The sequence below is a fragment of the Mesonia algae genome, assembly GCF_003253545.1.
Lineage (GTDB): Bacteria > Bacteroidota > Bacteroidia > Flavobacteriales > Flavobacteriaceae > Mesonia > Mesonia algae.
This window is the reverse complement of sequence record NZ_QKYV01000010.1, coordinates 27,154-40,415: the sequence shown is the minus strand read 5'-3', so window position 1 is coordinate 40,415 and position 13,262 is coordinate 27,154. Positions and strand designations below refer to the sequence as shown.

Annotated in this window: 13 protein-coding genes; 7 read left to right on the top strand and 6 right to left on the bottom strand. The window is 32.1% G+C overall.

Going from position 1 to position 13,262, the window contains the following annotated elements:
* Positions 1-5 precede the first annotated feature (5 nt).
* The gene (locus LX95_RS13870; RefSeq protein ID WP_111542061.1) at positions 6-764 is read left to right on the top strand and encodes a LytR/AlgR family response regulator transcription factor; all 759 of its coding nucleotides are present in this window, start codon (positions 6-8) and stop codon (positions 762-764) included.
* Here LX95_RS13870 and LX95_RS13865 read toward each other — a convergent pair whose 3' ends face one another.
* From LX95_RS13865 to LX95_RS13850, 4 genes are all read right to left on the bottom strand, one after another.
* Positions 765-1,952, bottom strand: a complete 1,188-nt coding sequence (locus tag LX95_RS13865) for an LETM1-related biofilm-associated protein (protein WP_111542060.1) — start codon at positions 1,950-1,952, stop codon at positions 765-767.
* Between the two features lie 217 nt (positions 1,953-2,169).
* Positions 2,170-2,976: an anti-sigma factor gene (locus tag LX95_RS13860; protein ID WP_111542059.1), complete on the bottom strand. Its 807-nt coding sequence runs from the start codon at positions 2,974-2,976 to the stop codon at positions 2,170-2,172.
* Complete coding sequence (locus tag LX95_RS13855; protein WP_111542058.1) at positions 2,976-3,506, bottom strand: RNA polymerase sigma factor; 531 nt, start codon at positions 3,504-3,506, stop codon at positions 2,976-2,978. The genes LX95_RS13860 and LX95_RS13855 overlap by 1 nt, the downstream gene beginning before the upstream one ends.
* Before the next feature lie 102 nt (positions 3,507-3,608).
* Positions 3,609-4,427, bottom strand: a complete 819-nt coding sequence (locus LX95_RS13850) for a hypothetical protein (protein WP_111542057.1) — start codon at positions 4,425-4,427, stop codon at positions 3,609-3,611.
* Between the two features lie 304 nt (positions 4,428-4,731).
* On the opposite strand from LX95_RS13850, the gene rpmH reads away from it, so the two are divergent.
* From rpmH to LX95_RS13835, 3 genes are all read left to right on the top strand, one after another.
* Positions 4,732-4,890, top strand: a complete 159-nt coding sequence (gene rpmH / locus LX95_RS13845; protein ID WP_013071475.1) for a 50S ribosomal protein L34 — start codon at positions 4,732-4,734, stop codon at positions 4,888-4,890.
* Positions 4,891-4,997: 107 nt separating this feature from the next.
* On the top strand, positions 4,998-7,850 hold the full coding sequence (gene carB / locus LX95_RS13840; protein ID WP_111542056.1) for a carbamoyl-phosphate synthase large subunit: 2,853 nt from the start codon (positions 4,998-5,000) through the stop codon (positions 7,848-7,850).
* 136 nt (positions 7,851-7,986) lie between these two features.
* On the top strand, positions 7,987-8,457 hold the full coding sequence (locus LX95_RS13835; protein ID WP_111542055.1) for a PepSY-like domain-containing protein: 471 nt from the start codon (positions 7,987-7,989) through the stop codon (positions 8,455-8,457).
* A 105-nt stretch (positions 8,458-8,562) separates the two neighbouring features.
* Here LX95_RS13835 and LX95_RS13830 read toward each other — a convergent pair whose 3' ends face one another.
* Together LX95_RS13830 and LX95_RS13825 are read right to left on the bottom strand one after the other, a co-directional pair.
* Positions 8,563-9,270 carry a DUF3307 domain-containing protein gene (locus LX95_RS13830; protein ID WP_111542054.1) on the bottom strand — a complete coding sequence of 236 codons (708 nt, stop codon included), beginning with the start codon at positions 9,268-9,270 and terminating at the stop codon, positions 8,563-8,565.
* A 1-nt stretch (position 9,271) separates the two neighbouring features.
* Positions 9,272-9,886 (bottom strand): SatD family protein, encoded by a 615-nt coding sequence (locus LX95_RS13825; protein WP_111542053.1) that lies wholly within the window; start codon positions 9,884-9,886, stop codon positions 9,272-9,274.
* 199 nt (positions 9,887-10,085) lie between these two features.
* On the opposite strand from LX95_RS13825, the gene LX95_RS13820 reads away from it, so the two are divergent.
* From LX95_RS13820 to LX95_RS13810, 3 genes are read left to right on the top strand one after another with little or no spacing between them, the layout of a single operon-like run.
* Positions 10,086-11,384, top strand: a complete 1,299-nt coding sequence (locus LX95_RS13820) for a cytochrome ubiquinol oxidase subunit I (protein ID WP_111542052.1) — start codon at positions 10,086-10,088, stop codon at positions 11,382-11,384.
* The gene (locus LX95_RS13815) at positions 11,384-12,409 is read left to right on the top strand and encodes a cytochrome d ubiquinol oxidase subunit II (protein ID WP_245924785.1); all 1,026 of its coding nucleotides are present in this window, start codon (positions 11,384-11,386) and stop codon (positions 12,407-12,409) included. Before LX95_RS13820 ends, LX95_RS13815 begins: the two co-directional genes overlap by 1 nt.
* A complete protein-coding gene (locus tag LX95_RS13810; RefSeq protein WP_111542051.1) occupies positions 12,406-12,801 on the top strand; it encodes a DUF423 domain-containing protein in 396 nt (131 codons plus the stop codon). The genes LX95_RS13815 and LX95_RS13810 overlap by 4 nt, the downstream gene beginning before the upstream one ends.
* Positions 12,802-13,262: the final 461 nt, after the last annotated feature.

Sequence of the window (13,262 nt, the reverse complement as noted above, 5' to 3'; positions counted from 1 at the left end):
TGAATATGAATATTATTATAATTGAAGACGAGAAACCTTCAGCACGCAGACTGCAAAGAATGCTGGCTAAAATTGAAGTAGAAGTTATTACGGTACTACATTCAGTAAATAGTGCTATTTCTTGGTTGCTTACCAATCCTCATCCAGATCTTATATTTTTAGATATCCAATTAAGTGATGGTTTATCCTTCGAGATTTTCGAAGAAATAAGTATAGAAAGCGCTATTATATTTACTACTGCTTATGATGAATATGCGTTGAAAGCATTTAAATTAAATAGTATAGATTATTTATTAAAACCTATAGATCAAGAGGAGTTAGAACACGCCTACAATAAATTTCTAAAAAAATATAAGCAAAAATCTTACGAGAATTTTCCCTTAACAGAATTACAAAAAATCCTTTCGGTTCCACAACAAAAAGTTTATAAACGAAGGTTTATAACCAAGGTAGGTCAGCATTTAAAAATGTTTCCCGTAGAGGAAATAGCCTGTTTTTATAGCGAAAATAAAGGAACTTATTTGCAAACTACATCGGGGAGAAACTATTTGGTAGATTATACCTTAGAAAACCTAGAAGAAGAATTAGATCCTGACTTTTTCTACAGAATTAGCAGAAAGTATTTCGTTCATATTAATGCCATTGAAGATATGCTGAGTTATACTAATAGTCGTGTTCAGCTAAAGCTGAAAAAATTTGAAGATGATGAAGTTATTGTGAGTAGAGAAAGAGTAAAAGATTTTAAAAATTGGTTGGCGCAATAATTAATCTTCTAATCTATTTTCATTGAAAGCAGATGGTAATAATTGAGGTATAAATTTAATTAAAATGGGGAGTAAGACACTTCCGCCAGGCAAAATAAATATCGCTAATGAAGGTATAGATTTACAAATATCTAATAATTGACTCTTTACTTTTATGCGTTCTTCATCGGTTAGATTTTTATGTGTAGACTTAGAGAGTAGAATCACTAGCTCTTTACTTTCAAATAATTCTCGTAAAAGTCTATTTTTATTTCTAAGCACCAATAGCCTAACCATTCTATGGGTGTTCTTGTATAGATTATTGAGGGCATGAGAATGTTGAAAGTAAGTAATTTGGTTTTTAAATTCCGTAAAGAAAGAAGTCATTTCTACTAATGAAATATCAACAATGTTTCTTTCTAATTGAAGTTGGTCCCCTAAATTTTTAATAAATTTAATCTCCTCTTTTTCAATTTTTTCATCATTATAAGCCGTTATACAAGCTAAATCGATGAGGTAATACTTTTCCAATACATCATTGGTAAGTTTTGCATTAAAACTATATTCTTTTGTAATCTCTAGCTTATGAAACCTGAACGAACTTTTTAAAACCTCAAGAATTAAATGATCATATTTAGTGGTTTCTTTCTTAGATTTAAATGATTGATAGACAATACTCGCTACCAGATATTCAAACTCTTGTAAATAAAGGTGAATATTTTTTTTAGACCTTAAAAACTCCTGAAAAGCTAGAATATCTATAAAAAGTAAAGCATTTGTGATAAGGTGACTAAAATTCTTTTTAATGATAGAATTATTAATCTGTATTCTTTCTTGCAGAATTTTTTCCAACTTTTCTTCAGAAGAAATTTTTAACTTTAGAAAACTAAAAGGTGATGTGCTTTTTTTTTCTAAGTGAGTATAAAATAATATAATAGTTTCTATAGCTTCTTCTAAAGAAGTTTGAGGGTGTTTTTGTTTAAATATAAAAAGTAAGGCGTCTAACATATTAATTTTTGTTAGCTCTTCTGTAGTATATTTAAAGTTGCTATTTTCTAAATAGGATATACTCTTAATACTGTTTGCGTAAATAAAACCACTAGCTCTAAGTTGATGATAAAATTGATGTTGGGAAAACCTAAGAAACGTTTTGTCCTTACTTAAATGACGAAGATGTTTCTTAATCCAACCAGAGGCAGATGGGTTCATAGAGAAATTTTAGAACAAATATAAAATTTTATCAAATTTAAAAACCAAACCTATAATTATTTCGTAAGTATTTGAAAGCGAGTTGTGAAAATAGAATAGTCAAAGATTAAAAAAATTGCTATGAAATTTTAGATTAGTTTTTTTCAAGTTTTTTTGTTAGTTGAGAAAGGCCCTTCAAGAAATTGAAGGGCCTTTTGAATATACTTATAACCTTATTTTAACTGGTTTTTACTGTACCTAAAGTATATAATTGTTCCATGGTAGGACTTTCACTCCCTCCTTTAGGTTCTAGTGTAATACCAAATGCTTGAGAAGAGTTGATATTCTCTAACATAAATACTTTGTTTTCATCATCACTAAAATTAGATAACAAACCAATACTTGTTGGTGTTAGAGGGTCTAAAGTTAATGACCAAACTTGATATTCTTTTCCTTCTGGCGGCGTAGGAAGGTTTTTAGCATCGATATAAACTTTTTTAGATTGCTTATCCCAATGTACAGCAGCGTAAGCTTCAGGAGCAACTTCTTGTCCGTCAAGCGGAACTGTCACCATATTCTTATCTCTAAATATAGCCAGTAATTCTTCTTTCTTTTCCGCGGAAGCATGAGCATCATTAATCTGTTGCTCCATTTTTGCTTTTTGAGCATTAACCACGTTTAAGTTTTCTCTTAATTGATTACGATCTTGTAATACCGAAAATAAACCAATAAGTAACGCGATGCTTGCTGCCCAACCGATGTATAAAACGATGTTGGTTTTCTTGTTCTCTTTACGAATCGGAATCGTTTTGGAGTTGTCGACTAGATGTAACTTGTTTTTTATAATAGCCAGAAGTTGGTTAGGGTTATAAGGCGCAGCAGCTGTTGATAATTGATTTAACGAATTTTCAATTTGCTCGACCTCCTTTTCTATTTCTGGGTATTTCTTAAGCTCATTACTAACTTCTTTAGATTCTTCTTCTGTTAAAGCACCACAAACGTAAAGCTCTAAGATTCCTGATGATATGTATTCTTGTATATTCATTACTTTACTAATATATCTCTAAGTGATTGTATACAGTTTCTACTGCGAGTTTTTATAGTTCCTAAAGGGGTATCTAACTCTTCGGCGGTTTCTGCTTGAGTATAACCTTTAAAATAAAGAAGCTCTATAATTTGTTTACAATAGGGTTTTAAAATCTTGATGTATTTTTTAATACCAATAGCGTCAACACTATTAGCAAAACTGTTTTTTTCTTCTAGTATATCTACGTAAAAATCAGCGGTTAAGTTTTTCTTTTTGTTCTTAAATGCTTTAGATCTTGTCTTATCTATAGAAGCATTTCTTGCAATATTTAAGGCCCAAGTAAAGAATCTACCTTTGGAGTCATTATAGGCTTCGGCATTGTTCCAGATTTTAATGAAAACATCTTGTAAAATCTCTTCAGCTAGATGTTGGTCTCTTACAATATTATAAATGACACCAAATAAACTCTCAGAATACCTCTCATAGATACGCTCAAAAGCTTTGGGGTTTTTATTTTGTAATTCAGCTATTAGCGAATCTGGTTGCATAAAATGTTGTTATGGTTGGCTATAAATGTAGTGAATATTTCTTATAAGAAAAAGGCTACAAGAATATTGTAGCCTTAATGAATTTTTATAATTAAAGAATAATTATTCTTCTAACATAAAGGTTCTAGTAGTTTGATTGAAAGGTCCTTCTATTAAATTTCCATCGGCATCTAATAGTTCAATCTTAACTGTATTTTCTCCCATAGGTAAACCTTCCATTACGTAAGGTACCCAATCATCTAACATAAATTCTTGTCCATTGATGGTAGCTCTTACTTTATTACCATCTGCAGCGATATCTGTATTTACTAAGAAAAAGTCTAACATCACTTTTTTAGTGTCTTCTCCTTTATAAGTTCCTTTTGGTCTGCTGTAAAACATATGCGGAGCTTCAAAATCTACTTCCATCATCTGCTCTTCAGTAGGTTCTCCTACAGAGAATTTTTTTACTACAAATGAATTTTCATTTTTTACGGCTTCGTGATATGATCTAGATAAAAAAGCAATCATTACGTGGTCACCTTGATCTAATGTTTTAGAAAATTTAGGTTCGTAATGCGCTGAGTAAGGTTCATTATCTAATATAAAATGAATATGCTGTCCTTTTGCTGAAGCAGCTAGCATATTTGGTTGCTCTGGCTGAGTTTGTACTCCAAGTTCATAATTTTTAACTTCGAAGTCAAAAGTAATGTCTTTCTTTGCTTGATTGGTTTCAGTTGGAGATTTAAGCTTTAAACTAGCATCTGCAAACTCTGGAGAACCTGTTAGTTTAGTTAAAGTAATTTCCTTTTCTTCTTTTGCCTCTTCTGGTTCTGAAGTCATTTCAGTTTCGGTCTTTTGCTCTTCTTTTTTAGTGTCATTCTTACAAGAAGTAGCAAAAACTAAGGCAATTGCCGATAATATTAAGCTTGTTTTTTTCATGGTTGGTGATTTTAAATTAATAGGCTAATTTAAAAGGATATTTTTTGCTACCATATTTTTTAAGAAAGCTTAACATAAATCTACAGAATCAATATGAAAATAATGAAGTATTAATAATCTTTACAAATAGATTTGGAGGTAAGGAAGTTTACAGTTATTTTTGTGATTAAAAATAAATTAAAATTATTTTTAAGTTAGATTTGTGAGACTGAAAAGTTGTTGTATATTTGCCCGCAGTTTAAAAAGCATAACTGCTTTGGTAATTATAAATAAGATATTCAACGAAGATTAAAGATATTTTAAGATGAAAAGAACGTTTCAACCCTCGAAGAGAAAAAGAAAAAACAAGCACGGTTTTAGAGAACGTATGGCAAGTGTAAACGGGCGTAAAGTTCTTGCACGAAGAAGAGCCAAAGGTAGAAAGAAACTTTCTGTATCTTCAGAAAATAGACATAAACACTAATGATTTTTATTAGTTGTTAAATATAAAGGTGTTACCATTACGTAACGCCTTTTTTTATACCCAAATCTAACGTATTTTTACAAGTATCATAAATTCAACCCTTTGTAATGCCTAAAAATAATAACCTTAAAAGTATTTTAATTATAGGCTCTGGCCCAATCGTTATTGGTCAAGCCTGTGAATTTGATTATTCAGGAACTCAAGCTTTACGCTCATTAAGAGAAGATGGAATAGAAACTATTCTTATTAACTCTAATCCAGCAACCATCATGACCGATCCTACTATGGCCGATCATGTATACTTAAAACCTTTAACTACAAAGTCTTTAATTGAGATTTTAAAAGAACATCCTCAAATTGATGCCGTTTTACCTACAATGGGAGGACAAACAGCATTGAACCTTTGTATAGAAGCTGATGAGAAAGGAATTTGGAAAGATTTTGATGTAAATATTATCGGAGTTGATATTAATGCCATTAATATTACTGAAGATAGGGAGCAGTTTAGAGAATTAATGACCAAAATAGGTGTCCCAATGGCACCACAAGCTACCGCTACTTCATTTCTAAGAGGTAAAGAAATTGCACAAGATTTTGGTTTTCCATTAGTAATTAGAGCTTCTTACACTTTAGGAGGAGCAGGAGCAGGAATTGTTTACAAAGAAGAAGATTTTGACGAAATATTAACTAGAGGTCTTGAAATATCACCAATTCACGAAGTGATGATTGATAAGGCGATGATGGGTTGGAAGGAGTATGAGTTAGAACTTCTACGTGATAAAAATGACAATGTTGTTATTATTTGTACGATTGAAAATATGGACCCTATGGGAATCCATACAGGAGACTCTATAACGGTAGCTCCTGCTATGACATTAAGTGACGCCACTTTTCAGAAAATGAGAGATATGGCGATCAAAATGATGCGTAGTATTGGAGATTTTGCAGGAGGATGTAACGTTCAATTTGCGGTAAGTCCAGATGATAAAGAAGACATTATTGCTATTGAGATTAACCCACGTGTGTCTCGTTCTTCCGCTTTAGCTTCAAAAGCAACAGGATATCCTATTGCAAAAATTGCAGCAAAATTAGCGATTGGTTATAACTTAGATGAGTTAGATAATCAAATTACAAAATCAACTTCGGCTTTATTTGAGCCAACTTTAGATTATGTAATTGTAAAAATTCCTCGTTGGAATTTTGATAAGTTTGAAGGATCAGATCGTACTTTAGGTCTTCAAATGAAATCTGTAGGTGAAGTGATGGGTATTGGACGTTCTTTCCAAGAAGCTTTACAAAAAGCTACTCAATCTCTAGAAATAAAAAGAAATGGTTTAGGAGCCGACGGAAAAGGATACAAAGATTACGATCAAATTATTCAAAAATTAACTTACGCAAGTTGGGATCGTGTATTTGTACTTTATGATGCCATCCAGCTTGGAATTCCGTTAAGCAGAATACACGAAATCACTAAAATAGATATGTGGTTCTTAAAACAATACGAAGAACTTTATACGCTAGAGAAAGAGATTTCTAATTATACGATAGACAATCTTGGTAAAGACTTGTTGCTAGAAGCAAAACAAAAAGGATTTGCAGATCGCCAAGTAGCTTATATGCTAGGATGTTTAGAAAGCCAGGTTTATAATAAAAGGGACGAACTTCAAATCAATAGAGTTTATAAATTAGTAGATACGTGTGCAGCCGAATTTAAAGCGCAAACACCATATTACTACTCTACTTTTGAAAATCAGGTGCAGCGTGCAGATGGAACGGTATATACCGATAATGAGAGTCACGTAACCGACAAGAAAAAAATTATTGTATTAGGCTCTGGGCCTAACCGAATAGGACAAGGAATCGAGTTTGATTATTGCTGTGTTCACGGTGTTCTCGCTGCTGCGGAATGTGGCTATGAAACGATCATGATTAACTGTAATCCTGAAACTGTTTCAACCGATTTTGATATTGCCGATAAACTTTATTTTGAACCTGTATTCTGGGAACATATCTACGATATCATTCGTCACGAAAAGCCAGAAGGGGTAATTGTTCAGCTTGGTGGTCAAACCGCCTTAAAGCTTGCTGAAAAATTAGATCGATACGGAATAAAAATTATGGGAACCAGCTATGAAGCATTAGATTTAGCTGAAGATAGAGGAAGTTTCTCTACCCTATTACAAGAAAACGATATTCCTTACCCAGAGTTTGGAACAGCAGAGAATGCAGACGAGGCTTTAGCTTTAGCAGATGAGTTAGATTTTCCAATCTTAGTACGTCCTTCTTACGTGTTAGGAGGTCAAGGAATGAAAATTGTTATTAATAAACAACAATTAGAATCTCACGTAGTAGATCTTCTACATAGAATACCTAATAACAAATTATTATTAGATCATTACTTAGACGGAGCCATTGAAGCTGAAGCAGATGCGATTTGCGACGGAGAAAATGTGTACATTATAGGTATTATGGAGCATATAGAACCTTGCGGAATACATTCTGGAGATTCTAATGCATTGCTTCCTCCTTTTAATTTAGGTGATTTAGTACTTCAGCAAATAAAAGATCATACTCATAAAATTGCTTTAGCATTAAAAACTGTAGGGTTAATCAATATTCAATTTGCGATCAAAGATGAAAAGGTTTACATCATAGAAGCCAATCCAAGAGCTTCTAGAACCGTACCTTTTATTGCAAAAGCTTATGGAGAGCCGTATGTAAATTATGCTACTAAAGTGATGCTGGGAGAGAAAAAAGTAACCGATTTCACTTTTAATCCGCAATTAAAAGGTTATGCAATTAAACAACCGGTATTTTCTTTCAATAAATTCCATAATGTAAATAAGCAATTAGGACCAGAAATGAAAAGTACTGGAGAAAGTATCTTATTTATAGATAGTTTAAAAGATGACGATTTTTACGACTTATATGCGCGTAGAAAAATGTATTTAACGAGTTAATGTAATCATACACTATATTTAAAAAGGATACCATATGGTGTCCTTTTTTTGTTAGTTTACTACTTGACCATTGCTATTCCCAAATTTTTTCAGATTCTCTAATTACTTTTACTGAAAATAATAAATATTCGTAATAATGAAAAAAATTTTAAAATCTTCTGTTTTTTTAAGTTTGAGTATGTTTACACTTATGTCTTGCAATAGTGACGATGATTCAAACAATAATGATCAATTAATCGAAGCTAGTGAGCTTCCTGCAGATGCCATAGCCTTTGTAGAAAATTATTTTCCCAACGCTACTTATTTAAGGATTGAGAAAAATAGTCAAGAAGATTCTGATGGAGGTCTCTATGAGGTAGATTTATCTAATGGTTTTGAAATTGATTTTACGGCAGATGGAGAATGGGTAGATGTTGATGGACAAAATCAAGAGTTACCCGAAGGTATTGTTCCAGAAAATATTAATAATTATGTAACTCAAAACTATGCAGATTTAAAAATTGTAGGGATTGATAAGGAAAATACAACCTACGAAATAGATTTATCTAATGATGTTGATTTATATTTTACCCTTTCGGGAGAATTTATAAGTGTAGATAATAATTAGGTAACCTAAACTCCCTAAACTTTTAGGTTTATATAAACTATAAACCTTTACAAAAGCCACAGCTAAAAGCTATTAAACCCTGAGAAAAACTCGGGGTTTAAATATTTATAAGTTAAGCTGTAATACATTTATTAAAAGCGCTACGCCAATAGCAATTCCAAAACTTAATAAAGTACCAATAAGAATGTATTCGGTGAGTTTTCTATCCTTAGATTGAGTAAGATCGCTAAAGCGAAAAATAGACTTGGCGGCAATTAAAAATCCTACTCCTTCCCAATGGTTGGTTACAATAAATATATATACTAAAAGCCTTTCTAGAATGCCTATGTATTTTCCTGCATTGTTAAGCGATTCATCTTCTTCAATTTCAGTTTTTGGAGTGTATACAGAAATAATTGTTTTAATACTAATAGAGGCTGGGTTGGTTACTAAAAAAGCACCTAGTAAGTAAAGCCATAATTCAGTAGGAACTTCTATTATCTCAATCGTTTCTGTGAAAAGAATAACACTAAACCCTATAACAAGGAGATGTAGAGCTTGATCTATAAAAAATAACAACCGATTATTTCTTCCATTCTGTAAAAGAAGTTTACTAGCGTCTATAACCAAATGGCTAATTCCAATAATTAGAGGAATATACCATAAACTTAAATCCCATATAAATAGAAAGCTGAGAGCAATATGTATAAGTATGTGAAAATAAAGCTTGGGTGAAGCTAATTTTCTGCGTTCCTTATCTTTTACCCAACTGTAAGGTTGAAAAAGAAAATCTCCTAAAAAATGTGCGAATAAGAGTTGAAGGGCCAATAGCATATTATAAAATAGATTTTATTTTTAAAGAAAATATTTCATTGAACGCCTTTAGCTCTTCCAAATAAGCTCTTTTTTGTCGCTCACTAATTGTGTTTTGTTTGATGCCAATTAATTTCCCTAATTCTTGCTGATTTAATTTGGGGTTTTCAATAGTTAATTGAACTACTTCAGCCGAATTTACAGTCCAATTATCCATAGCAATTAATGCAAGTTGAAAATAGGTATTTAATTCTTTATCTAAAAACGGACTACTAGTTTTTATGGCGAGATTAGTTTTCTCTTTTTTCAAATTCTCAAAGATCTCTCCAGAATTCACAAAAGCGGACCCATTAGATTCACTCAAGTTTTTTGTAGAAAATGTCTTTTCACCTAGTCCAATAGCTATTCTTACATCTAAGTTTTTTACGGTTTTAATTACAGCTTTAAGGTAGACTGTAGACCAAAAAACTTGTAAAGGATCTTCTATTTCTACTTGAAAACTATCTCCCCTAAAAATTTCCCATAACGATTTCTTGGGCTGAATAATTTCAAGTGCATAGCGTAATTTACTTAAATACTCCTCTGGATTGTACCTCTTTCGAGAAGCTACAATATCTCCTGTTATAATACTAGTCATAGTCAAATATCGTTTTTTTAAGCGATATATGCAAATATCGCCTTTTTGGACGATAAATATAATTATCGCTTAATAAAACGATAATTTAGAATTAGTCAATTCCGCGAAAGCGTTAAAATTATAGATTTTATAAAAGATTAAAAAGGCTATATTTTTTAGCTGTTGTATCTTTGTAAAGAGCAATTAATCTTACTTTACTATGGAAAATTTAGAGGCAGCAAGACTCCAAATGGCACTAACATTAATTTTTCATATTGTCTTTGCTTGCATAGGCATGGTGATGCCTTTTTTTATGGTCATTTCGCACTACAAGTGGCTCAAAACAAAAGATGAAATTTATTTAAAGTTAACTAAAGCGTGGCAAAAAGGGGTAGCAATTTTTTTTGTGACAGGAGCTGTTTCGGGTACAGCGCTTTCATTTGAATTAGGTTTATTATGGCCAGGTTTTATGGAACATGCAGGTCCGATTATTGGGATGCCCTTCTCTTTAGAAGGAGCAGCCTTTTTTGTAGAAGCTATAGCCTTAGGATTTTACCTCTACGGATGGAACAAATTACCCGAAAAATTTCATTGGTTTACAGGAGTGATTATAGGAATTTCTGGTGTTCTTTCAGGAATATTAGTCGTTGCCGCCAACTCTTGGATGAACGCACCGTCTGGCTTTGATTATAAAGACGGAGTTTTTAGTAATATCGATCCTATAAAAGCAATGCTTAATGAAGCTTGGTTCACTCAAGCGCTACATATGACACTTGCAGCATTTGTTGCCACAGGTTTTGCTGTAGCAGGAATTCATGCGTATCAAATTTATAAGGGAAGAAATAAGCCGTTGCATAAAAAGGCTTTTCATATAGCAATTTCATTTGCAGCTGTAGCAGCTATACTGCAACCTATAAGCGGGGATCTTTCTGCCAAAGATATTGCAGAAAGGCAACCTGCAAAATTAGCAGCCTTAGAAGCACATTATGAAACCAAAAAAGGAGCACCGCTATATATTGGAGGAATTGTAGATGAAGAAAAACGAGAAGTAAATTACAAAATAGAAATTCCTAATGCCTTATCATTTTTAGCTTTTGGAGATTTTGATGCAGAAGTAAAAGGCTTAAATGATTTTCCTATAGAAGATCAACCTCCAGTCGCTATTGTTCATTATGCATTCCAAATCATGGTAGGCATAGGGACATTATTGGCACTAGCCGGGTTGCTTTATTTCTTAAGTGCCAAATGGAAACATTGGAGAGTTAAAAAAAGATTTTGGTTATTTTTTACACTATTAACTCCTTTAGGTTTTATAGCTTTAGAAGCGGGGTGGATTGTGACCGAAGTAGGAAGACAACCTTGGATAATCCATAATGTAATGAGAACCAAAGATGCTGTAACACCCATGCCAGGTATTTTTTACAGTTTAATTACATATTCTTTCATTTATGTACTGCTTACTTTTGTGGTAAGTTGGTTAATGATAAGACAGATTAATGCTTTAAATAACGAGGAATAATGATGTTAAGCGTAGTTTTATTTTTTTTATTCTTCTCCTTATTCCTATACGTGCTTTTAGCTGGAGCTGATTTTGGAGCAGGAATTATAGAATTATTCTCTTCAAGAAATCAACAGGAGAAAACAAAAAAAACGGTATACAGAGTAATGGGTCCCATTTGGGAAGCTAACCATATTTGGATTATTATTCTTATTGTAATCCTATGGGTTGCTTTTCCTGTTTATTATCAAATTTTTGTAGTGTACTTACACATTCCAATTACGCTCATGCTTTTAGGGATTACCATGCGCGGACTCGCTTTTATATTTAGACATTATGATGCGGTAAAAGGAAAGTCTCAAGTTTGGTATAATGGGATGTTTAAAATCGCAAGTGTGGTAACTCCATTTTTTTTAGGGATGATTTTTGGCGGATTGGTAGGTGGAAATATTCAATTATTTGAAGAAGGAACCAATCAAAGCTTTGCAGACATTTACATAAAAGGGTGGCTTAATCCTTTTTCAATTCTTGTAGGCTTATTTTATGTCACTTTATGCGGATTTATAGCTGCAAACTTTTTAATTGGTGAAGCCGACGAAAATAATGAGTTAGAAAACTATAGAAAAAAAGCAAGTGTAGCTACCATAGTGCTTGTGTTTTTTGGATTTTTAATTTTGGGATATGGTTATTGGAAAGAAGTTGCTTTTATACAGGATTTTATACACAATCCAATATCGATAATTGCCATTAGTTTATCGGCACTGTTTTTAATTCCTTTATGGATGATGATAAAAAGAAAGCAAAAAACTTGGACAAGAGTTTTAGCAGGATTTCAAGTGTTTTTTGTAATTGCAGCAGCAATGACAGTTCATTTTCCTCATATAATTATTACTTCAACCAAAGAATTTAGCATTCTTGAAGGAGTAGCTCCAAATAGTGTAATTACGAGTCTGGGAGTTGCTCTTTTAATAGGAGGTGCCATAATTTTACCAGGACTTTTTCACCTTATGCGTTCCTTTCAATTAATAAAACTATTTAAAAAATGATCAAAGAAATTACACTAATTGTAGCTACTTTATACGGTGGATTGGCAATTATATTAGGAGCTTTTGGAGCTCACGCGCTTAAAAAAATATTTACTCCAGAACAAATTGCAAGTTTTGAAACTGGTGTAAAATACCAAATGTATCACGCTATAGTACTTTTAATTATAGGAACTCAGCTTCCTTTGGTAAACTCCATAGAAGTAGTGATGGTATGGTTATTTATAATAGGAACTCTTTTATTTAGTTTTAGTATTTATGGTCTTAGTATTTCTTCCGCTAAGGGAAATAAAATAAAAATTTTAGGTCCAATTACTCCTTTGGGTGGTTTATTATTAGTTGCAGGTTGGGTTTGTTTACTTATTTACTTTATTTCTTATGGAAAATTAATATAGATATAAGAGTTTTAAGGCTTTATTAAAATTCGTGTAAAATATAATGATAGTAAAAAGCAAAAGCTGATGATGCTTAGGTTAATCGAAGCATGAATAACCCATTTTTGTTTTGAATGATCTTGTTTTAAGTGTCTAGTGATTAAGACAGCTAAACTCATAATTAAAAACCATACACTAAATAAGAAAGATGTTGATCCCTTAAAAATTAGGGTAACCATATCGTGTATCAACCCGCAGAGAAGAAAAGTAAATATTAAAGAAATCGAGACAGAAAAGATACTTTTAAGAGGTTTAAAAATAAACTTCCCTAAATAATATCCAAATATGGGATTCCAAAAATTCCAAAAAGTAGAGAAATTTACAGCTCCAAAGGATTTATAAAGATTGTATCTCAAAGACTTGGGGTTTCCTATTGAAACCCCATTTCTTTTTTTTACATATTCCGATAAAGTCATTAAATA